The following is a 20,895-nucleotide window of genomic DNA, read 5'->3' as shown; positions in this document are numbered from 1 at the left end:
GCGCCATGTTTCCCGCAACACCAGACAAAACAATAGCCCGGACGCCGCGCCAGCGACGAATTTTGGCACAAATCGCCGTGAGCGTGTGCCTTGCGGCCGCTCCGGCAGCAGCCCTGGCGCAAGAGCCGCCAGCCGCCCCCCAGCAAGCCGCCGCGCGCGGCATCGACTACTCGGTCAAGGTGGACGCCCCCGGCCCGCTCGACGACCTGCTCGAAGAAAATCTCGACCTGGTGCGCTGGCAGGGCAACCCGCGCCTCGACCTCGACCAGCTGCAGCGCCTGGTCAAGGCCGCGCCCGAGCAAGCCAAGATCCTGATCGCCACCGAAGGCTATTACTCGCCCAAGGTCAGCGCGGGACTGGACACCAGCGGCGCCAAACCGGTGGCGCGCATCACGGTCGACCCGGGCCAGCCGGTGCTGGTGGGCGACGTGGAACTGGTGCTCAAGGGCTTCGAGCCGGTCGGCACCGATGCCAAACCGTACGACGCGGCCGACCTGCGCAAGCGCTGGGGCTTGCCGGTGGGCAGCCGTTTCCGCCAGGCCGACTGGGAAGGCGCCAAGCGCAACCTGCTGCGCCAGGTGATGATGGCGCGCTATCCGCGCGCCCAACTGGTCGAATCGAGCGCCATCGTCGATCCCGACATGCGCCGCGCCCTGCTCAAGGTGGTCCTCGACAGCGGCCCCGAAGCGCGCTTCGGCGAATTGCGCATCGAAGGCTTGAAACGCTATTCGCCCACCATCGTCAGCAACCTCAATCGCATCCGCCCCGGCCAGGAATACAACGAAGCGGCCCTGCAAGCCTACCAGGCGCGCCTGCAGGACACCGGCTACTTCAGCACCGTGGAAGTGAGCGCCGACATGGCGGCCGCGCTGTCGGAAGACATCGACGCCATGAGCGACGACCAGAAAGCCATCCCGCGCCCGCCCGTGGCCAACCCGGCGATCCTGCCGGTGCTGGTGCGCGTGACCGAGAACAAGCAGAAAAACGTCGACGTCGGTCTCGGTTATTCGACCAACACGGGCGCCCGCGCCCAGCTCAATTACGACGACCTCAATGTGTTCGGCCTGCGCATGAAAAGTAACCTGATCATGGAACAGAAGCGCCAGACCGCGCGCGCCGACTTCTATTTTCCGACCACCGAAAAAGGCTATAGCGACAGCTTCGGCGCCGGTTTCGAGCGCAACGACCTGCGCGGCGAAGTGACCAACGTGGCCACCGTGGCCGGACGGCGCGCCTGGGGCACGCCGCTGCTCGAACGCAGCCTGACCCTGGAATACCTGAGCGAGCGGCGCCTGGTCGAAGGCATCGAAACGCGGCGCAGCAATAGCGTACCGCTGACCTTCAGCTGGACCAAGCGCGCGCTCGACAACCTGGTGCTGCCGACGCGCGGCTATGTGCTCAACGCGCAGTTCGGCGGCGCCGTGCTGCCGCTGCTGACCGACGAACGCTTCCTGCGCGCCAGCACGCGCTTCATCCATTACCGCCCGCTCGGCCCCTCGACCAACCTGATCGTGCGCGCCGAAGCGGGCGTGCTCGGTTCCAGGCACAAGGAAGGCGTGCCATCGACCTTCCTGTTCCGCGCCGGCGGCGACCAGTCGGTGCGCGGCTACGGCTACCAGGAACTGGGCGTGCGCGAAGGCGACGCCATCGTCGGCGGGCGCTACCTGCTCACCGGCAGCGTCGAATACCAGTACTGGTTCAAGCCGCCGTGGGGCGCGGCCTTCTTCTACGACGCCGGCAACGCCGCCGACAAATTCAAGGACCTGAAACCGGAATCGGGCTATGGCATCGGTGCGCGCTGGCGCAGCCCGGTCGGCCCGATCAACGTCGACGTCGCCTACGGGCAAGCGCTGAAAAAAGCGCGCCTGCACTTCTCACTGGGCTTTACATTCTGATGACTACCGCCGACACCCCTACCACCCCGTCGCCCCGCCAGCACGGCCAGCGCCGCTGGCCGCGCCGCGTCGCCATCGGCGTCGCCGTCAGCGGCGCCCTGCTGGGCGGCGCCTACTGGTACCTGGGACGCGAAACCACCCTGCAAATGCTGGTCCAGCGCGTGGCCAACGCCAGCGGCGGCAGCATCGTCGTGACCGGCGTGAAAGGCTCGCTGTACGGCGCCATGCACCTCGATAAAGTCGTCTACCGCACCCCGGAACAAGTCGTCACCGCCGAAAATATCGACATCGACTGGTCGCCCTTCCAGTACCTCAGCCGCGGCGTGGCCATCAACAAGCTGCACGTGGCCACCCTGCGCATGAATACCCTGCGCGAAGGCGAACCGGCCAAGATGCCGGCCAAACTCGCGCCGCCCTTCAAGCTCGAAGTCGACGATGCGCGCCTGGCCAAGGTCATCCTGACCAATGCGGCCGTCCCGGGCGCCGAAACGGTGATCACCGAGGTCCGCTTCGACCTGCTGGGCGACCAGCGCCAATGGGCTTTGCGCAAAGCCAGTGCGATTACCCCCTGGGGCAAGGCCATGGCCGACGCCAGCATCGGCACCGCCAAGCCATACAAGCTGGCCGGCAGCGCCAGCCTGACCCAGATCGCGGTAGCGGCCGGCCAGCAGCCGGCGCAGATCAAGCTGGGCATCGGCGGCGACCTGGAAACCACGCAACTCGACGCCAGCGCCGTCTCGGGCAAGGCCGAAGGCGACGCCAAGTTCACGCTGGCGCCGTTCGAGCCAATTCCGCTGCGCGCCATGACCATCCATGGCAAGAACATCGACCCGGGCTTTTTCAATCCCGAACTGCCCAAGGCCGACCTGTCGCTGGCGATCACGGCGCGCATTGAAGCGAACCGCAATATCGCCGGCAGCGTCACCGTCGACAACGCCGGCGCGACCGGCCCGGTCGACCTGCAACGGCTGCCGCTGCGCTCCATGCGCGGCGAACTGAAAGGCAACCTGTCGGCGCTGGAGATCGGCGCGGTGCTGATCGACCTGGGCGAAGCCGGCAAATTCACCGGCAGCGGCACGGTGGCGCGCAGCGCCGCCGACAAAGGCTTAGGGACCGCCAGCTTTGCGCTGCATACCGACGGCATCGACATGAAGCGCCTCCACAGCCGCATGAAGTCGACCAGGATCGCCGGCGACATCACGGTCGCCAACGCGGGCAACACCCAGACCTTCACCACCAGGCTGGTGGAAGCGGGCATGCGCCTGGAAGCGAAAGCCACCCTGGCCGACAACGTGCTGACGGTGCAGCAGGCGCGCCTGGCTGCCGGCGGCAGCAGCGTGGGCCTGACCGGCAGCGCCAACCTGGCCGGCAAGCGCGAATTCAAGGTTAGCGCCAGCGCCGTCAAGTTCGACCCGGCCGCCTTTGGCGACTTGCCGAAGGCCGACATCAATGCCGACATCAACGCCGCCGGCTTCCTGTCGCCGGCCTGGAAAGTGGCGGCCGATTTTGCGCTGCGGCCAAGCCGCCTGTTCGACCAGCCGCTGTCGGGCAAGGGCAGGCTCAATGCCGACGCCGCGCACATCAGCGGCGTGGACGCCACCCTCGCGCTGGGAAAAAATACGGCGCAATTGAAAGGCAGTTTCGGGGCGCCCGGCGAAAAACTGACCTGGAACGTCAACGCCACCGACCTGGCGGCCGCGCGCAGCGATTTGTACGGCGCGCTGGCGGCCAGCGGCGTCGTCACCGGCACCATGCAGGCGCCGCGCACCACGTTCGAGGTCGACGCCACCGGCCTCGGTTGGGTGGCGGCGGCGCGCAAGACCAATAACAGCCTGCTGCACGCCAGCGGCGAAGCATGGCTCGCGGGGGGAGCAAATGCGGGCGCGGTCGACGTCACGGCGGCCGGCACGGCGCAGCGCTTCAATCCGGGCGCCTTCGGTTCGCCGCTGGCGGGCAGCATCAACGGCAGCTTCGACGCCGCCGGCCGCTCCGGCCCTGACTGGCGCGCCAACCTGAATCTGGCGCTGCAGCCATCGACCCTGGCCAATTCGCCGCTGTGGGGCTACGCCAAGGTCGCCGCCGACAGCAAACACGTCTCGGACGCCGACGTCGACCTGCACGTGGGACCGAACATCGTGGCCGCCAAGGGCAGTTTCGGCGCCGGCGCCGACAAGCTTGACTGGCGCATCGACGCCACCCAGCTGGCCGCGCTCGGCCCCGACTTCGGCGGCGTGCTCAAAGGCGCGGGTACCGTGTCGGGCACCATGGCCGCACCGGCCGTCAGCGCCGTACTGGAAGGCCAGAACCTCAAGGTGCTCGGCAAGCACCAGGTCAAGACCCTGCGCGCCAGCGCCAATCTTGGCAGCGGCCGCGGGGCCGACGATCCGCTGGTAAGCGACATCGCCATCACCGAGTACGTCAGCGGCGACACCCGCATCGACAGCGCGCACCTGCAAACGAGCGGCACGCGCGGCGCCCACCTGCTGCGCCTGGACGCGCGCAGCGACGCGTTCGATGCCACCGGCGAGATCCGCGGCGGCTGGGCCAACAGCGCCTGGACCGGCACCGTGGCGGCGCTCCAAAACAAGGGCCGCTACGCGTTCGCGCTGCAAGCGCCGGTCCCGCTGCGCATTGCGGTCGCTCCCGGCGCCGGCCTGGCCGGCCTGGCCAAGCCGCAGCAAATCAGCATGAGCAACGCGGTGATCAAGCTCCCCAACGGCAGCGTGAGCATCCAGTCGCTGGAAAAGAACGGTCCGCACTGGACCAGCAAGGGCGTGGCGGCCGGCGTGCCGCTCACCTACCTGGCGCAGTTCTCGCCGGGCATGCGCGACGCCATCAGCGGCGACCTCTCGCTCGGCGCCGACTGGTCGCTCGACATGCAGGCGCCCGCCGGCGCCACGCCGGCCCTGGACGGCTCGGTGCACGTGTTCCGCGAAAGCGGCGACGTGATCGCCGGCGCCGACGTGCCGGTGGTGCTGGGCTTGCGCACGCTCGACCTGCGCGCCGACGTCGCCAGCGGCGCGCTGCGCGTACAGGCCAAGGTCGACGGCACCCGTATCGGCCAGGCCAACGTGGACGCCACCGCGCAAATGATCGACGGCCGCCTGGGCAACGCCAGTCCCCTGAAAATGACGGCCAATGCCGACATGGTCTCGATCGCGTGGCTGGCCCCCTTCACCGGCCAGCCGGCGCTGGAACTGGACGGCGCGCTCAAACTCGCGCTGACCGGGGGCGGCACGGTCGGCACGCCGACCCTGAACGGCAGCGTCAATGGCGACAAACTGGCGCTGCGCTGGGCCGAGCAGGGCATCAAGCTGGGTAACGGCCAGCTGCGCGCCAAGCTGGCGGGCGACCAGCTGCTGCTCCAGCGCCTCAGTTTCGACGGCGTGCAGGGCACGATGGTGGCCGACGGCGCGGTGCGCTTTGCCGGCGGCGAAGCGACCATGCAGCTCAAACTGGTGGCCGACAAGCTCGAAATCCTGTCGCGTCCCGACCGCACCGTCGTCATCAGCGGCCAGAGTACGCTGGTGCGCGACGCCAAGCGCTTTTCGCTGGAAGGCAAATTCAAGGCCGACCGCGCGCTGATCGAACTGGCGCCGCAAGGCCGCCCTACCCTGTCGGACGATGTGATCGTGCTGGGCAGGGCCGGGGTCGGCACGCCGGCGGTCAAGGCCGAGCCGTCCATGCCGCTGGCGATGGATGTGGAGGCCGATCTCGGCGACGCCTTCCGCCTGCGCGGCATGGGCATCGATGCCGAACTGGCGGGTTCGCTGCGGGTGCGCACCACCGGCGGGCGTCCACCGCGCGTGAACGGCTCCATCAGCGTGACCAGCGGCACCTACAAGGCGTATGGACAGAACCTCGATATCGAACGCGGCGTGCTGACCTTCAGCGGCCCGTCCGACAACCCGGCCCTGAACATCCGCGCGGTGCGCAGCCGGCCGGAAGGCGAGCAACTGTCCGAGACCAACGTCGAAGCCGGCGTCGAAGTGCGCGGTTCGGCGCTCTCGCCGGTGGCCAAGCTGGTGTCGCGGCCATCGGTGCCGGACAGCGAAAAGCTGTCATGGCTGGTGCTGGGGCACGGGATGGAAGGAACCTCGGGGAACGAAGCGGGCTTGCTCAGCGCCGCCGCCGGCGCCCTGCTGGGCGGTTCGGGCAGCAGCGGCGGCTTCCAGTCGCGCCTGGCCAATTCGCTGGGCGTCGATGAACTGGGCCTGTCGCAGGCCAAGGGGCTGGAAAGCACCGTGGTCACGGTCGGCAAGCGGATTTCATCGCGCGCCTACCTCAGTTTCGAGCAGGGAGCGACGACCGCATCGAGCCTGGTCAAGCTGCGCTACAAGCTCAATCCGCGCATCACGCTGCAGTTCCAGACCGGGACCAACACCGCGCTCGACGTGCTCTATTCGTGGGCCTTCGACTAGTGCAGGAAGGTGCTCGGCTTCGGGTCGGGCACCGGATCGTCATCCTGCGGGTGCTTGACCGGCGGATGATGCGGGTGGGGATTGTCGAACGGCTCGGGCGTTGGTTCATCGACCGGCACGGGGTCCGGTGCGCGGTGAAAGTCGATGGCTGCTGGGTTCATGTGGCTCGCTCCTGGTTGGTGGAGCGACGACATTAGCACATGCCCAGCCGCGAGGCCGTACGCTTGACCGGCCTTGCGGGGCCTTGCGGGGCCTTGCGGGGCCGCGCGCAGCGGCCCCGCCGGCGTTTACGGCGTGGCGTTCTTGACGTATTTATCGAGCCAGGAACTGGTCTCGTACAGCATGTGCATGATCGATTCGCGCGCGCGGTAAGCGTGGCTTTCGTTCGGCAGCAGCACCAGGCGCGCGGTGCCGCCCAGGCCCTTCATGGCCTGGAACATGCGCTCGCTCTGGATCGGGAAGGTACCCGAATTATTATCCTGCTCGCCGTGGATCAGCAGCAGCGCATCCTTGATCTTGTCGGCGTTATTAAACGGCGACATGGCCTGGTACACCTCCTTGGCCTTCCAGAACTCGCGCTCCTCCGACTGGAAGCCGAACGGGGTGAGCGTGCGGTTGTAGGCGCCGCTGCGCGCCACGCCGGCCTTGAACAGGCGCGTGTGGGCCAGCAGGTTGCCGGTCATGAAAGCGCCGTACGAGTGGCCGCCGATGGCGATGCGATGGCGCTCGGCCACGCCGCGCCGCACCACTTCGGCCACCGCCGCTTCGGCGTTGGCCACCAGTTGCGGCAGGTAGCTGTCGTTCGGTTCGGCGTCGCCGGCGCCGACGATCGGCATCGACGGGTTATCGAGCACCGCGTAGCCCATCGCCAGCATCGGCGCCGGCCCCCAGAAGCTGATGGCGTTGAAGCGGAATGGCGAACCGGTGGTCTGGCTGGCCGCGCTGGCGCTCTTGAAGTCCTGCGGATACGCCCACATCAGCAGCGGCAGCGGGCCATCGCGCTTCGCTTCGTAGTTCGGCGGCAGCATCAGGGTGGCGGTCAGGTCGACCCCATCGGCGCGCTTGTAGCGGATCTGCTCCTTCTGCACATCCTTCAACTGCGGGGTCGGATGCGGGAAATGGGTGAGCGCCGTCAGTTGCGCCGCGCCGCTGCGTTTCAGGTCGCGCACATAAAAATTCGGGCGCTCGGTGGGCGACTCGCGCGTGGTCAGCAGGCGCATGCCATCGTCGCTGAGCACCGTCACGATGTTCTCGTAAAACGGCGCCTCGCTGCGGAACAGGCGCTCCTTGGCCTTGCTGGTCAGGTTGAAGCGGTCCAGAAAAGGACGATCACCCTCGTTCGAAGCGCCGCTGCCCCCTAGCAGGATGGTCGAATCGGCACCGACGATCAGGCGCGGACGGCCCGCGCCGTCGGGCATCGTGACGGGCGAGCCGGGGTTGTTGTAGCGGTCCTCGGCGGAATACGAAAACAGCAGCTCGGGCGCCGCCGTGTCGTGCTCCGGCCGGATACGCCAGATCTTGACGGCGCGCGTCTTGTACCAGTCCTCGCCCAGCAAAGCGACGTCGCCATTGCCCCAGACGACGCGGTCGTAGCGCGAACCGAGCCTGGCCAGCACCTTCGGCTCGCCGGCGAACGGCGCGGCGTGGGAGTACACAATGTCGCGCACCTCGGCCGCCTTGGCCGGATCGCCCCCATCCTGCGCTACGGCCCAGACCAGCGTGGCCGGAGCGTCGGCGCGCCAGCTGACCTTGCGCACGCCGGCGGAAACGGCATCGTTCCCCGGCGGCAGGCCTTCTTCGAGCGGCTTGTCGACCACCAGGTGCACCGGCTTGCCGCTCAAATCGCGCACATCGACGCGGCGCGGGAAGGCCGATGCCGGTACCACGTACGAGAAAGGGCGCTGCAGCACGGAGGCCAGCAGCAGCTGGCCGTTCGGCGCCACCGAGACGCTGGTGAACAGTTCGGGATTGCCGATCAGGCGCAGTTTTCCCGACAAGTCGACCAGCGCCAGTTGCGAGCTGGCGTAGTGCTCGAACAGACGCGCGTCTTCTTCGTTTTTCAGCAAGTCCTGGTAGGTGCGCAACTGGCGCGCACCGACGCTGACCTGGCTGTCCTGCAGAATCGGCCCGCCCGGCACGCCGGTCGACTGCGGCGCCTTGCCGCGCCCAATGGGCTTGAGGTGCAGCAGCAAGCCTTTGGCGTCCGGCATCCAGCTAAAACCCGCACCGTCCAGGTAGGACAGCGGCTGCGCGGTCAGGCGCCGCGCGATGCGGGTATTGATATCGACCAGCCACAGTTCGATGCCGGAGGCGCCATCGCGGTCGGCGTAGGTGACGTGGCTGAAGGCCAGGTAGCGCTGGTCGGGCGACCAGGCGCTGTCGGCCAGGCGCAGCTGGCGCGGCAGGCCCATGATCTTGATTTCCTTCTGGGTGGCGATATCGAGCAGCTTGAGCCCCGTGCCGAAGGAAAAGCGGCTTGGCGAATAGGTGCGCGGATTGATGCGCAGGCCGGCCAGCTTCAGTTCCGGCTGCGCCACTTCGGCGATGCTGGGCAGGGCAGGCGTATCGACCATCACCGCCAGGTTACGCTGCGGCGACAGGCCCAGCGCCGGCGCGCGCGGCGCATCCACAATGGCCTGCAACTGCGCCGGTGGCAACTGGTACCGGGAATGCGCATTGGGTGCTGCGGCGAGCAGTGACATGGTCAGCGGGACGATAGGGAGGCGGTGGCGCATGGAGGGGTCTCGGGTGAAGGCGATCCGCCATCTTGCGCACTCGCGGCGGGCTTGTCAATCGGCTCTTCTCCCGTATTTACTGGGTGTATGGCACGCACGGCGGGTGCGGGCGGCGGGGTGCGGCGGGCGTTTATAATGCGTGTTTCCGGACCGGATACAGAATCGCCATGTCAATTACCACTCTCGCGCTGCTGGCGCTCGCCCCTTTCCTGGTGTGGCGCTTTTACCAGCGTCTCAAGGCGATGATGCTGCGCCAGCGCTCGATCGTATCGCGCCATTACACGGGGCTGGGCGTGTTCGCCGCCATGATCCTGGTGGCGGGGTCGGAGGTGATTGCGCGGCCGGCGCTGCTTGGCTGGCTGGCGCTGGGTACGGCGGGCGGGATCGCGTACGGGATCTGGGGGCTGCGCCTGACCAGATTTGAAAACGATACCTGCCACTTCACGCCGAACGCGCGCCTGGGGATGGTGATCGCGATGCTGTTTTTTGCGCGGGTGATGTATATCGGGGTGGAGATTTATGCGAACCAGGGCAGCAATGTGCCGACGCCGGGCTTCACCGACAGCTTCATTACCCTGCTGGCGCTGGGGCTGACGGCGGGGTATTTCGGGACCTATTCGGCGGGCTTGATCCGCTGGCGCCGGGCCTTGAAGAAGGCGGTGAACGCCGCCTGACCACTGTCGCTCCTGCCATTGGCAGAAACGACTTCCCGCGCCAAGGCGGCACTCGGCGGGAACGACGGGGTCAGACCGCTACCGCAGGCGTCACGCGCCGCTGCAGCACGAAAATCGGCTGCGCCCACGGCATATCTTTCTTCTTCTTGCTGGTGATGAGGGTCAGCTCCGACGGGTCGTACACATCCGTGTTGTGCGTCAGCGGCGTCGTCATCAAATACTGCGCCTCGGTGTTCTTGAGGAACTCGCCCACCAGCTGGATATTCCGGATATCCAGGTGGGCAAACGGTTCATCGATGAACACAAACCCGCCCGACCCGTCTTCCGACTTGAGCAAACCAATCAGCAGCACCAAGGACTTCATCACCTGCTGCCCGCCCGACGCTTCGCCGTCGTTCATCCCGATCTGGTCCTTGCCGTCGAACTTGAAGCGCACGTGCAGGCCCGCCTGCGACAACTGCACGTCTTCGTTCTCCAGCTTGACCGGATCGGCATGCACTTCGATGCCCGCCAGTTCCCCCAGCTCCTTGATGTTCTTGCTGTAGGTCTTGATGGTGTAGCGCAGCCGCTCGATGTAGGCGCCGCGCGCGTTGGCGGTCGCTTCGATCGCGCGGTTGTTCTGGTAGCGCCTTTCATCGGTCTCGGTCTGGCGGCCCTGCAACTGCTCGTTCAGGCGGTGATGCTGGTCGATGACGGTGGCGTCGAGCTCCCAGTCGTCGCGCGCGAGACTATGTTCCAGGGAAGCGACGCGCAGGTCGACCTGGTGCGCGTTCTGGTGTTCGGCCACCAGCGAGGCACGCCGCGCCGGACGGCGCCAGCCTTGCGGCAGGTGGCGCCACGAGCGGCGCAGTTCGAGCAAGGCGCGCGCATGGTCGGCGCGCTGCTCGATCTGGCGCTTGTGACCGAGCCGCAGCCCGGCTTCGGCTTCCGACAGGGCCATGCGCGCGTTCTGCCACGTGGTGTCGGCACGCGTGCGCGTCACCGTGGCCGCCTTGGTCAGTGCCTGCAAGTCGCCCAGGCGCGCGCCGACTTCCAGGCGCTCGGCCTTGAGCGGCACCGTGCCGCGCAAGGCTTCGTCGAATTCGGCCTGGCGCGCGGCCAGTTCCTTGGCCGCGTCGACACCGGCGATGCGGGCCTTGAGCGCGCCGACTTCATAGGCCAGCTTGCTGATGGCGAGCGTGAGCGTGTCTTCCTGCGCTTCCAGCGCCGGCAATGACTTTTGCAGCGCTTCCATGCGCTGGGTGCGGCCGGCCGTGCCGAAGCGGTAGCGCGACACTTCGACGAACAGCGAGCGCCCGCCGCGCCGTTCGCGGTGATACGCGTCCGGCGTGATCCACTCGGCATCCTTGTGCAGCTTGAAGCCCTTCTCCACCGAGTCGACCCGCTCGATGCGCGCCAGCTGGTCGATCAGCCATGGCGGCGCGGCGGCCGAGAAACGCACCACCGACAACAGGCTGTCATCCTTCACCGCCGGGGCCTTGATGCATTCGGGGACGATGAAGTGGCGATAGCGCTCCTTCTCGGCCAGCCGGTACGCGGCCGCGGCATCCTTGGCACGTTCGAGCAGCACCACCGAGGCGTACCCGCCCAGCACACCTTCCACCGCACCCTGCCACTTCGGATCGGTCACTTCGACGATATCGGACAGCATCGCGTGCGGGATGCCGTCGTCGCGCAGCGCGCGGCGCATGCCGCGCACGGCGTCCGGCTCGGGCATGGCACTCTTGCCCTGCAAGGCCGAGATGGTCGACTTTTCGGTCAGGATGCGGCTGGCCAGGGCGTCGCGCAACTGGCGCTGGCGTGCCAGTTCGGCTTCTTTCTGGTCCAGCTGGGCCGCCACTTCGGCGATGTCCGCGCCCGAATCGGCGGCCAGCTTTTGCAGGCGCTGCTTCTGTTCGAGCAGGCTGTCGAGCGGTTTCAATTTGGCGTTGACCTGGTTCAAACGGCTGCCCAGCACCGTCGCTTCCTGCTCCAGCAGCGTTTCCTGCTGCTGCGCGTCCGACAGCGCCTTGGCCTGCGCCGCCAGCGCGTTGCGCTTTTCGGTCAGCTGCGTGTCGGCCTGCGCCATCGGTTTACGGGCGTCGCGCAGCGCGCGGCTGCCCGCCGCCGCCTTTTCGCGCGCTTCGTGGTATTCCAGGCTCGGAAGCACCTCTTCCAGCAGGTTGCGCCGTTCCTTGTGCAAGTCTTCCCACTGGTGGTAATTGACCACGCGCAGGCGCAAGCCTTCCAGGTTGGTGCGCGAGGCTTCCAGTTCGCTCTCGAAGCGCTTCAGTTCCGTCTCGGTGTCGCGCTGGTGGCGCTTGGCTTCGTCGTAGGCGTCCAGCACTTCCTTGTCGCCGAACACCTGGAACACCAGGTCGAGCAGCTGGCGCGGCGCGTATTCGCACAGCTTGTCGGTTTCGCCCTGCTCCAGCGCCAGCACCTTGGCCATGGCCGGCGACAGGCCGGCATTGTGCAGGCGCTTGCGGTAATTTTCGACGCCGAGCCAGTCGGTGGCGTCGTCGACTTCCTCGATCTGGATATTCCCCGGACGCATAAGGTACTGGCGCTTCCAGTCGCCGCCATTCTTTTCGATCTTGCAGAACAGCGTGACTTCATCGTCGCTGAAAAAGCCCGAGCTGCGGAACGGCCGGTTCGACAGCTGGCGCCCCACCGCCTTGTTGTCGACCACGGAGCGGATCCACGCGGTCTGCTGACCCGAGTGGCGCGCATAGTGCTTGTAGGTGCGGCCCATCGAGCAATCGAGCCCGAACAGGGTGCGCAGCGCGTCGAGCAAGGTGGTCTTGCCGGAGCCGTTCTGGCCGGCGATGGTGATGATCTTGGCGTCGAGCGGGATGTTCTTGATCCGTTGCCAGTAATCCCAGTGGACCAGTTCGAGCGATTTAATGTGGAACATGGGCTAGCCTCGGGTTGAAGTATCGGCGTCGGCGGCGCCAGGATCGGGCTCGATGGCGGCCAGCGCAATGGCGTCCGCCTCGGCGTCGCGGATGGCGCTGGCGTCGCGCATGGCGGTGGCGTCGTTGGCCGCCTCGCTGGCGGCCGGCCTGGGCACCACCACCGCCACCGGCGCTCGCTTGAAGACGTCGGCCAGGGCGCCGTTGATGATGCGTTCCTTGAGCACGTCGGTATCCATCAGCAGGTCGAGCAGCGGGCCTTCGAGGATCACGTCGCCGCGCCGCTCGATGAAGCCCATGCGCGAAAGCGCGCCCAGGTTCATGTCCATGCGCGTCTTTTTCCCGAGCTTGTCGCCGAAGTCCGACAGCAGCGCGGTGTACGAGATGCCGATCGAGGTGTCTTCGGCGCGCGGCATCGGCTTGTCCTTGTCGAACAGGTCGTTCTGGTCGTCGGAGGCGTTCTGGTGGGTCTCCTGGCGTTCGCGCTTGGGCAGGATGATCTGCGCCCACAGCACCACCAGCAGCGCCACGCCGTCGCGCGTGAGGCCGAAGTTATTGTTTTGCCAGATATCCTTGGCGCCGAAAATCTTCGGCTCCACGGCGCGGTGCAGCGCCAGCGTGACGTGGTCGGCGTAGACGTTGTCGAGCAGCTTCAGCCCCGATTCGAGCAGGCGCTTGTCGACTTCGGCGCGGAACAGTTCATCGGACAGCACGCGCTTGACCAGCTTGTCGTCGCGGCGCAGGGTCTGGTGCGTCAGCAGGCGCGCAATCAGGATTTGGGAGTCGTCATTTATCATCGGCCGGGCCGCTTTCCAGATCAAGTGAGAGGGTGGCGATCGACATCGCGAACACGTGCGGGTCGTTCAGCAGCACCATCTCGTCGGTGGGCGTGAAGGTGATCGGCAGGCGCGCCAGTTGCGCCGTGGCGCCTTGCAGGCTGGCCTCGGCGGCGTCGCCCAGGAGCGGCAGCATCGAGGCGCGGTAGGAGGCCACCGCAAAGCTGGCCGGCAGCAGCGAATCCTGGATCGGCACCGTTTTCGGGCCGTGCTCCGAGAAGCTGGGGAAGTTGCCGAGGTTGGCAAAATCGGCCAGGCGCGCCAGCCAGTCATCGAGTTCGGCCTGGATGGCGGGACCGTCGTTGATGGTCAGCGGGGCGTCCTCGCCCTGCGGCAGGCCGCTCGGGCCCATGCTGGCGCTGCGTTCGGCCAGCAGTTCGGTTTCGGCCACGTCGATCATTTCGGCCGGGGTGACGAACAGCGGCATCACCGGGCGGTCGATGGCGCCCTGCGCCAGGCTCGATAAATCGTCGTGCGCCAGCAGCCAGCGCTTGACATCGGTGGTCGACAGGCCGGACTGGCCGAGGTGCACGCGCTGGCGCTCGATCTGGTTTAACGCGCGCGAGAACATGCCCTGCATGTTCAGCAGCGCGCTCTGGGCGCGGCCGATGGCTTGCGCGGCCTTGTGGGTGGCCGAATCGGCGCGCTCGTCGCTGGTGATCGCGCGCAGGATCTCGGATCCCTTCTCGACCCAGTCGCAGGCCATGTGCCACTTCGCTTGCGAGGTGCGCAGGCGGAATTCGGAACCGGAGGCGATCGCGTCGCGGAATTCCTCGGTCAGTTCGACCAGCCGTCCCAGCAGGTGCTTGAGCTGTTCCACGGTGACCCCGCCCACGGCCTGGGCGCCGGCCACTTGCGAGAGCAAAAAGCCCATTTCGGCGTCGTCGTCGGCCTGGCCCATCGAGAGCAGGGTGTCGAGCGAAGACAGCACATTGCGCGCCATCGGCGTGACGCGGTACACGGCGGCCTGGGCATCCCAGGCCAGCAGGCTGTGCGAGCGCAGGCGGGTGAGCACCGTTTCCAGGCTTTCGGGAATCAGGTAAGCCAGTTTCTGGTTGATGTCGGCGCGCGAAAACGCGGTGGTGCTGGTATCGGCCGCCAGTTCGCGCAGCACCAGCAGGCGGATCAGCACGCCGTCGGCGCCGCCGTGGAACAGCGCGGTAAAGGCTTGCAGGGTCGGTTGCGCCCGCTTCAAATGGAAGACTTGCTCGATCTCGTCAGCCGAAATGCCGGCGTGAAAATGCGCCTGCAAGGAATCGTGGTCGTCTTGCCCTAAAGTCAGTGGTTCTGCAGCCACGCCTGCCGTTGTTTCCATCATCGTGTTCCGGTACCAGTTTCTTGCTCTGGGCAAAAGGTCTTGCCCTTGGGGGCGTCAGTATATCAGTTAAGCCAAGGCAATCCGACCAAATGGTCCCACCTAGCTTGCAATCTTGTTTCATTATTGCAAGAACTATTGAATCTAAAGTAATATCACATCATTAAGAGGAGAGATGCGTGGATCAAGACGAGTTGCAAAGGATTACAGCCTTGCCCGATTATTTGCCATCTCCGCAGGTGGAGAAGGAACTCGCCTCCCTGCTGCGCTCGTTCCGGAATGGGGTACCGACCCCGGCGGCAAAGTGGATGATGATGCAAGCACTGTCGCAATTGGCCGACAGGCAATGGCAAACCTATGAAATCCTGCCGCACGCGGCCAGGAAGCGCCTGAGCGCGTTTGCGATCGGCGTGTGGGACCGGTGCGACCTCGATTCGACGGCCCTGATGCTGGCCACCATCCGCACGCTGGGGCTGGCCGATGCCCTGGCCTACGCCACCTCGGTCGATCCGGCCACTCTGGAGAGCAGCATCGCCGCACGCATCCGGCACGCCCACGCCTCGTTCGGAGATACCGTGGGCAATCCGTATGCGCTGATCAAACAACGCCAGCAACGCTAGCGCCGTCCGCTCCCGGGCGCGGCACGCAGGCGCGCTTACTTCTTGCTGATCTTGTCGACCGTCTGCTCGATGAACTCGCCTTCTTCATCGCTATAGCGCAATTGCACCGGATACCAGTCGTGCGCCGGCGCCAGCCACAAGTCGATCACCTGGTCCTTGTCGCCCGGCGGCGGCGCCTTGACCAGGTGCAGCGCCTCGACCTCGCCCAATCCGGTCGTGATCTTTTCGCGGTTGACGACCTTGAACGACCACGGCTGCGCACTGCTGCGCCCGGCGACGAACAGGCGCCACTCCGAGCCCGGGGTGAATTTGCCGGGCTGGGCGCGCGCCAGCGCCGCCAGTTGCCATTGCGCGCTGCTGCGGTCCTGCTCGCCGCCGAGCAAGGGATAGGTGTCCTTGCCCGCGTTGAAACTCAAGGTCTTGGCGGCGCGGTCGAAGGTGGCCGTGGTGGCTTCCTTGCGCATGCGTTTCTCCACGAACAGATCCGGCGCGATGCCATAGTTGTCAATCTTGCCTTCGCTGCGGCTGTCGAGAATCTTGCCGAACAGCTGGGCCTTGGTTTCGGCAACCAGGCTGTACTTGCCCTCGCCCACGCGCCAGCTGACCAGGGCTTCGCCGCTCATGGACAAGCCTTTCTGGCGCGCCTTGAGCGTGTAGTGCAGGTCGGCCGAAGGCGGCATGTTGACCGGACGCAGCTGCGCCTCGTGTTCGCCGGCAAACGCGCTGGCGCCGGAAACAGCGCCGCACAGGACGGTCGCGCCCAACAGATGGGTCAAAAGTAATGGTCGCATAGCGGTTCCTTAATCAGTGATGAGAATCTTGCGGATGGTCTGGGTCGTGACCGAGCCGTTCGACTCGGTATTGCGGATCTGTACCGGATACCAGTTGTGAGCCGGCGCCAGCCAGATGTCCAGGCGCGAGTTGTACGCCCCCGGGCGCGGCGGGCGCGCGACGTGCCAGGTCGCCATGCGCCCCATGCGGGTATCGATGTCTTCCTTCCCGACCAGCACCAAGCCGAAGGGATTGGCATCTTTTTCCTCCCCCACGAACAGTTCCACGCCGCTGGCCAGCTGGGCGCTGTCGGCGCGCCCGATGCCAGCCAGCTGGATCAAAAAGCTGGCCTTGTCCTGGGTTCCGGCCAGCATCGGATAGCTGCGTTCGGACGCGGAAAAGGTAATCTTGCCATCCGGCCCGCCGAAGTGGGTGGCGGTCTGGGTCTTGCCGCGCCGCTTTTCGGTGGACAGGCGCGGCACGATGCCGTCCGCACCGAGCGTGCCTTCGCTGCTCAGCAGCACCAGGTTCACGCGCGCCACCAGCAGGCTCACGCTCGCCTCCATCGACAGCTTGTAGGCGCCGCCGGCTTGCTTCCAGGCGATGGTCGACAGCCCGGACCAGGTGCCGCCGTCGCGGTCGGTGCGCGCCACGTCGAAGTTCAGCTCGGCCGATGGCGGCAGGCTGACCTTGAGCGCCGGCTTGAGCGGTTCCGCCGGGGCCGCTTCCGGCGGCGGCGGCTCGGGCGCCAGGTCGACGGCGGGCGCCACCTCGGCCACGCTCGCTGGTACGGGCGCCGCTGCCGCATCGCTGGCCACGGCCGGGCTGGCCTCGGCCGGGGCCTCGGGCTGCTCCTGGGCCGCGGCGACCGCTGCGGCCGCTGCCGGCGGCGTCCTGACAGGCGCACGCGGCCGCGCGGCGGCTGGCTTCGGCCTGGGCTTCGGTGGCGGCACGGGCGCGACCGGCGGCGCCGGCGCGTGCAGCGCGGCGATGATGGTGACCGGTTCCGGGTCCGGGGCAGTGAGCGGCGCCATCCCGATGCGCGCGCCGACAAAACTGATCGCGAGATAATGCAACAGGACGGTCGCCGTGCCGATCACCAGGGCGCGGCGCCGTCTGGAAAGAAAGGAAGCGATCGTCATGGCCACAGTTTAACGTGTCTGGCGCTTTTCCCGCTGACGCTGCTCAGCGTGCGCTTTGCTGCTCGCACAACATACTTTGATAGGATGATAATTATCTGCTACGCTCAGGCTTCTACTTTACGGAGACTTCCATGCTGAAACCACCCATGCCCAACATCCCCGGTGTCGGCGCCGTGACCGACACGCTGGACTTCGTCAAGAACTTGTGGGGCAGCATGGCCGTGCCGGGGATGTCCTTCCCCAACCTGGCCATGCCGCCCGTCTCGCTCGATGAGCTGGACAAGAAAATCGCCGACCTGAAAGCCGTCGAAGCCTGGCTCAACATCAATGTGTCCATGCTGCGCGGCACCATCCAAACCATGGAAGTACAGCGCGGCACGATCGCTACCCTGAAATCGATGGGCGCGACCCTGGCGGCGGCTGTCAAGCAACCTGGTGCGGATGAGAAATCGGTGCTGGCGGCGGCGCCGTTCGCGTCGGCGTTTTTCAGCCAGCCAGCCCCCGCGCCCGCCAAGGCGCCAGCGCCCGAGCCGGCCAAGGAACACAAGGAGCCGCCGCCGGCGAACGCGATGAACAATCCCGTGGCGTGGTGGAATATGCTGCAAGAACAATTTAACCAGGCGGTGAGCACCGCGATGACGCCCGAAGCGGGCACGGACAAGGGAGATGCTGCCGCGAAAACAGCGCCACCGGCGCCGCAGGCATCGACAGCGGAACCGGCGGATGCCAGCCCGGGCGAGCCGGACAGTGCAGCCAAGGCCGCATCCCGGCGCGCCAAGCCGAAAAGCGGCGCCTGACAAGGCATGCCGCCCGAAGGGGCGGCAGCGCTTGCCCGGTTACGGGAATGGCTTACGCCAGCCGCTGGATCCGGATCGCGTCGATCAAGCCGTCTTCCTGGCGTTTGATGGTCGAGATGGTAATCAAACCATCTTCCGCCATCTGTTTGACTTGCTCATGCACAGCCTGGAACGAGGGCACGGTATCGCCCTTGGCGGCCACTGGCCGTATCCATGCACTGCTGCCTACACGCATTTTTTCATAGACTTCATTTGCGATGTCGCGCATGTACGTCCCTTTCCTGTTGAATGCGGAATCTTCCGCGCAGTGATCAGTTTATCACCAGCAAGCGTTGGGACAAGGGCAAACGTGCAAACGGTTCAGCCTGGGGCATCGCCATCGGTCCCCTCGCCCGCTCCCGGCGCCAGTGCGGCGAGCTGTTCCATGAGCTGGGCGAAGCGCTGTTGCCCGGGCAGGATTTTGTCCACGTGCAGCAACACCTCGCTCGCTTCGGCTGCCAGGGCGGGATCATGGCCGAGCTGCTGCATGTGGGAAATGTTGATTTGCGCCGAGTTGAACAGGATGCGCAAGTTGTTAGGCAAGCTCATGCGCGCGCTGCGCATCCAGGCCACCGCCTCGGGCAGCTTGCCGGTTTTCCATAGAGACACGCCTTGGTTCATCAGGTCGCTCGCTTCCTTGCGCGAGGAGCGGATCAGCGCCAGGCCCTCGTCGCTCATGTGGGCGCGGTCGAAGATGGTTTGCACGTCGTCCAGCAATTGCATGTTGTCGTGATTGTTCTTGATCACGTAGCACAGCAGCTCGACCGGCGAATCGCGGTGCCCGACCGAAAACAGCAAGGTTGCCAATTCCAGGCAGGTGGGCGTATCCGGACGTTCGGGATTGCCGATCAGCAGCTCATCGAGCTCGTCGCCCGCCTTGCGCGCGCGCTGGAAGTCGCCGCTCTCGTGGTAGACCATGCCCTCGGTAATCTTGCTGCGCAGTTGAACCTGTTCGCCGCTGAACTCGCGCTGGGCCAGCACCAGCAATTGGATCGCTTCCTTGGTGTCGTGCTTGAGCCCACAAACGCGCGCCAGGCCAAAGTAGGCATCGACCGTTTTCATCACCGAATATTCACCGATCGAAATGCATTTGCGGAAAGCTTTTTCAGCCATGCCGACATTGCCGAGCTTGAGCGATACCTGCCCCAGCGAGCGCTGCCGCATCACCGAATTGGGCGACAGCTTGGCGGCGCGCTCCAGCACGGCGCAGGCTTCCTCGTTCTGCCCCATGCTCTGGTAAGTCAGCGCCAGCTGGTCGTAGGCATCGATGTAATAGCGGTTCTCGGAAATCACGCCCTGGAACATCTGGCGCGCCTGCTCGTATTCGCCGTTGGCCATGCGGATCCTGGCCAGGCCCGCCTTGGCCCATTGATAATCGCGCTCTTGCAGCACGCGTTCGTAGGTTTCGCGCGCCTTTTCCGGTTCGCCGCTTTTCAGCATCAGGCGCGCCTTCATGCGCAGCAATTCCATTTCGTGCAGCTTGTTGGTCAGGATCTGGCTGTCGCACATCTTGGCCGCGCGCAGGTAATCCTTTTCGGCAAAGGCCTGGTCGATCTGCTTGAACACCTGCTTCTTTTGCCACACGCGGTTCAGGCGGGTCAGCAGTACGCCCTCGGTGATCGGCTTGATCAGGTAAGCGTCGGGCTGGTGCTCGGCCGCGCCCATCACCGACTCGACGCTTTTTTCGGCCGACACCATCAGCCAGACGCTGCTCGGCAGCAGCAGATTGCGCACGCGCGCCTCTTCCAGCACTTGCTGGCCATTCTTGCCCTCGCCCAGGTTGTAGTCGCACAGCACCACATCGTAGCGGATGCGCGCCAGCATGGCGATGGCTTCGCCGCCGCTCGATGCCTGGTCGATATTCTTGGCGCCCAGGTTGCGCAAGCTTTCGCGCAGTAACTGGCGAATGCCGATGAAGTCGTCCACCACCAGGTAATTCTTGGCGGCCCAGTCGACCAGGGCGATGCTGGCGGCCGGCTTGGCGCCTGGCTTGGGATCGCCGATCATGGCAGGCTCAGCACGAAGCAGGCGCCGCCGTATGCGCCGCCGTTTTCCAGGCGCAGGCGGCCCGCGCGCTGGCGGTGCTTGTGCATCTTGGCCACTTCGCTGGAGAAATACAGGCCCAGGCCGGTGCTGTTGGTCAGGAAATTCACGCCCGCGCTGGCGCCGTGCATGGCCGATATGCCAGCCTCCAGCATGGCGCCCGAGTAGCCGGCGCCATTGTCTTCGATCCGGATTTCCAGGTCGCCGTCGACCACGGCGATGGCCAGGCGGATCGTGTCCTTGGTGTAATGGATGGCATTGTTGATCGCATGCCCGAGCACGCCGACGATCAAGTCTTCGTCCAGATGCCAGACCAGCTCCGGATCGGCGCGCGTTTCCAGCTTGATATGGCGCGAATCGAGCAGGATGCGGCTGGCAGCGGCCACCTGCGCCACCAGGTCGCCCATCGCCAGCGGCTGCATGTCGAAGGGATAGGCGGGTTTGCCGACCTGCTTGTACAGGGCCAGCAGCTGGATCAGGTTATCGTTCAGGCGCTTGGTCTGGTACAGCATGTGCGCCATCTGCGGATAGGCCGTTTCGGTGCCGGGCGCGGCGTTCGCGAGCAGGGTTTCCAGCGTGCCGCTCAGCACGCTGACAGAGTTTTTCATATCGTGCGCGGTGGACGCAAGAAACAAAAACAGCTCGTTCGACTCGGGCGCATCGTCCATCGTGATCGGCTCCCGCCACGCTGGGCGCGGCGATCGGTTGCAAGG

At 66.0% G+C, this 20,895-nt stretch carries 15 protein-coding genes; 5 read left to right on the top strand and 10 right to left on the bottom strand.

The window, feature by feature from the left end; all coding sequences use genetic code 11:
- Positions 1–62 precede the first annotated feature (62 nt).
- Both PO883_RS20845 and PO883_RS20840 read left to right on the top strand, forming a co-directional pair.
- On the top strand, positions 63–1,895 hold the full coding sequence (locus PO883_RS20845) for an autotransporter assembly complex family protein (RefSeq protein ID WP_289311447.1): 1,833 nt from the start codon (positions 63–65) through the stop codon (positions 1,893–1,895).
- Positions 1,895–6,316 (top strand): translocation/assembly module TamB domain-containing protein, encoded by a 4,422-nt coding sequence (locus tag PO883_RS20840; RefSeq protein WP_289311446.1) that lies wholly within the window; start codon positions 1,895–1,897, stop codon positions 6,314–6,316. The genes PO883_RS20845 and PO883_RS20840 overlap by 1 nt, the downstream gene beginning before the upstream one ends.
- Here PO883_RS20840 and PO883_RS20835 read toward each other — a convergent pair.
- On the bottom strand, positions 6,313–6,477 hold the full coding sequence (locus PO883_RS20835; protein WP_289311445.1) for a hypothetical protein: 165 nt from the start codon (positions 6,475–6,477) through the stop codon (positions 6,313–6,315). The genes PO883_RS20840 and PO883_RS20835 overlap by 4 nt on opposite strands.
- A 126-nt stretch (positions 6,478–6,603) precedes the next feature.
- A complete protein-coding gene (locus PO883_RS20830) occupies positions 6,604–9,051 on the bottom strand; it encodes a prolyl oligopeptidase family serine peptidase (protein WP_289311444.1) in 2,448 nt (815 codons plus the stop codon).
- A 167-nt stretch (positions 9,052–9,218) separates the two neighbouring features.
- Here PO883_RS20830 and PO883_RS20825 point away from each other — a divergent pair, with 167 nt between their 5' ends.
- Entirely contained in the window at positions 9,219–9,725 is a 507-nt protein-coding gene (locus tag PO883_RS20825; protein ID WP_289311443.1) for a hypothetical protein, read from the top strand.
- A gap of 70 nt (positions 9,726–9,795) precedes the next feature.
- On the opposite strand, the gene PO883_RS20820 is transcribed toward PO883_RS20825, so the two are convergent.
- Genes PO883_RS20820 through PO883_RS20810 form a run of 3 tightly spaced genes read right to left on the bottom strand, consistent with a single transcriptional unit; the run spans position 9,796 to position 14,773 of the window.
- Entirely contained in the window at positions 9,796–12,621 is a 2,826-nt protein-coding gene (locus PO883_RS20820) for an AAA family ATPase (protein WP_289311442.1), read from the bottom strand.
- Between the two features lie 3 nt (positions 12,622–12,624).
- Positions 12,625–13,413 carry a hypothetical protein gene (locus tag PO883_RS20815; RefSeq protein ID WP_289311483.1) on the bottom strand — a complete coding sequence of 263 codons (789 nt, stop codon included), beginning with the start codon at positions 13,411–13,413 and terminating at the stop codon, positions 12,625–12,627.
- Positions 13,406–14,773 (bottom strand): hypothetical protein, encoded by a 1,368-nt coding sequence (locus PO883_RS20810; RefSeq protein ID WP_289311441.1) that lies wholly within the window; start codon positions 14,771–14,773, stop codon positions 13,406–13,408. The genes PO883_RS20815 and PO883_RS20810 overlap by 8 nt, the downstream gene beginning before the upstream one ends.
- A gap of 209 nt (positions 14,774–14,982) precedes the next feature.
- Here PO883_RS20810 and PO883_RS20805 point away from each other — a divergent pair, with 209 nt between their 5' ends.
- Positions 14,983–15,390, top strand: a complete 408-nt coding sequence (locus PO883_RS20805; protein ID WP_289311440.1) for a hypothetical protein — start codon at positions 14,983–14,985, stop codon at positions 15,388–15,390.
- Positions 15,391–15,425: 35 nt separating this feature from the next.
- On the opposite strand, the gene PO883_RS20800 is transcribed toward PO883_RS20805, so the two are convergent.
- Positions 15,426–16,181 (bottom strand): DUF3108 domain-containing protein, encoded by a 756-nt coding sequence (locus PO883_RS20800; protein WP_289311439.1) that lies wholly within the window; start codon positions 16,179–16,181, stop codon positions 15,426–15,428.
- Between the two features lie 9 nt (positions 16,182–16,190).
- Positions 16,191–17,303 (bottom strand): DUF3108 domain-containing protein, encoded by a 1,113-nt coding sequence (locus PO883_RS20795; RefSeq protein ID WP_289311438.1) that lies wholly within the window; start codon positions 17,301–17,303, stop codon positions 16,191–16,193.
- 131 nt (positions 17,304–17,434) lie between these two features.
- On the opposite strand from PO883_RS20795, the gene PO883_RS20790 reads away from it, so the two are divergent.
- Positions 17,435–18,100, top strand: coding sequence for a PhaM family polyhydroxyalkanoate granule multifunctional regulatory protein (locus PO883_RS20790; protein ID WP_289311437.1), 666 nt, complete (start codon positions 17,435–17,437; stop codon positions 18,098–18,100).
- 52 nt (positions 18,101–18,152) lie between these two features.
- On the opposite strand, the gene PO883_RS20785 is transcribed toward PO883_RS20790, so the two are convergent.
- From PO883_RS20785 to PO883_RS20775, 3 genes are all read right to left on the bottom strand, one after another.
- Positions 18,153–18,368, bottom strand: a complete 216-nt coding sequence (locus PO883_RS20785; protein WP_099874024.1) for a hypothetical protein — start codon at positions 18,366–18,368, stop codon at positions 18,153–18,155.
- Between the two features lie 92 nt (positions 18,369–18,460).
- Positions 18,461–20,146: a tetratricopeptide repeat-containing response regulator gene (locus PO883_RS20780; protein WP_289311436.1), complete on the bottom strand. Its 1,686-nt coding sequence runs from the start codon at positions 20,144–20,146 to the stop codon at positions 18,461–18,463.
- A complete protein-coding gene (locus PO883_RS20775; RefSeq protein WP_289311435.1) occupies positions 20,143–20,790 on the bottom strand; it encodes a sensor histidine kinase KdpD in 648 nt (215 codons plus the stop codon). The genes PO883_RS20780 and PO883_RS20775 overlap by 4 nt, the downstream gene beginning before the upstream one ends.
- Positions 20,791–20,895: the final 105 nt, after the last annotated feature.

Origin of the sequence: Massilia sp. DJPM01 (genome assembly GCF_030348125.1) — a bacterium.
Classification (GTDB): domain Bacteria; phylum Pseudomonadota; class Gammaproteobacteria; order Burkholderiales; family Burkholderiaceae_D; genus Telluria_A; species Telluria_A frigida.
Note: the sequence above shows the minus strand (reverse complement) of the source record. Positions and strands in the feature narration are given on the sequence as shown.

Excerpts from the sequence above, each read along its gene's own strand:
- PO883_RS20840 (WP_289311446.1), top strand. The coding sequence starts at position 1,895 with ATGACTACCGCCGACACCCCTACCACCCCGTCGCCCCGCCAGCACGGC.
- PO883_RS20835 (WP_289311445.1), bottom strand. The coding sequence starts at position 6,477 with ATGAACCCAGCAGCCATCGACTTTCACCGCGCACCGGACCCCGTGCCG.
- PO883_RS20830 (WP_289311444.1), bottom strand. The coding sequence starts at position 9,051 with ATGCGCCACCGCCTCCCTATCGTCCCGCTGACCATGTCACTGCTCGCC.
- PO883_RS20825 (WP_289311443.1), top strand. The coding sequence starts at position 9,219 with ATGTCAATTACCACTCTCGCGCTGCTGGCGCTCGCCCCTTTCCTGGTG.
- PO883_RS20820 (WP_289311442.1), bottom strand. The coding sequence starts at position 12,621 with ATGTTCCACATTAAATCGCTCGAACTGGTCCACTGGGATTACTGGCAA.
- PO883_RS20810 (WP_289311441.1), bottom strand. The coding sequence starts at position 14,773 with ATGATGGAAACAACGGCAGGCGTGGCTGCAGAACCACTGACTTTAGGG.
- PO883_RS20800 (WP_289311439.1), bottom strand. The coding sequence starts at position 16,181 with ATGCGACCATTACTTTTGACCCATCTGTTGGGCGCGACCGTCCTGTGC.
- PO883_RS20795 (WP_289311438.1), bottom strand. The coding sequence starts at position 17,303 with ATGACGATCGCTTCCTTTCTTTCCAGACGGCGCCGCGCCCTGGTGATC.
- PO883_RS20790 (WP_289311437.1), top strand. The coding sequence starts at position 17,435 with ATGCTGAAACCACCCATGCCCAACATCCCCGGTGTCGGCGCCGTGACC.
- PO883_RS20785 (WP_099874024.1), bottom strand. The coding sequence starts at position 18,368 with ATGCGCGACATCGCAAATGAAGTCTATGAAAAAATGCGTGTAGGCAGC.
- PO883_RS20780 (WP_289311436.1), bottom strand. The coding sequence starts at position 20,146 with ATGATCGGCGATCCCAAGCCAGGCGCCAAGCCGGCCGCCAGCATCGCC.
- PO883_RS20775 (WP_289311435.1), bottom strand. The coding sequence starts at position 20,790 with ATGAAAAACTCTGTCAGCGTGCTGAGCGGCACGCTGGAAACCCTGCTC.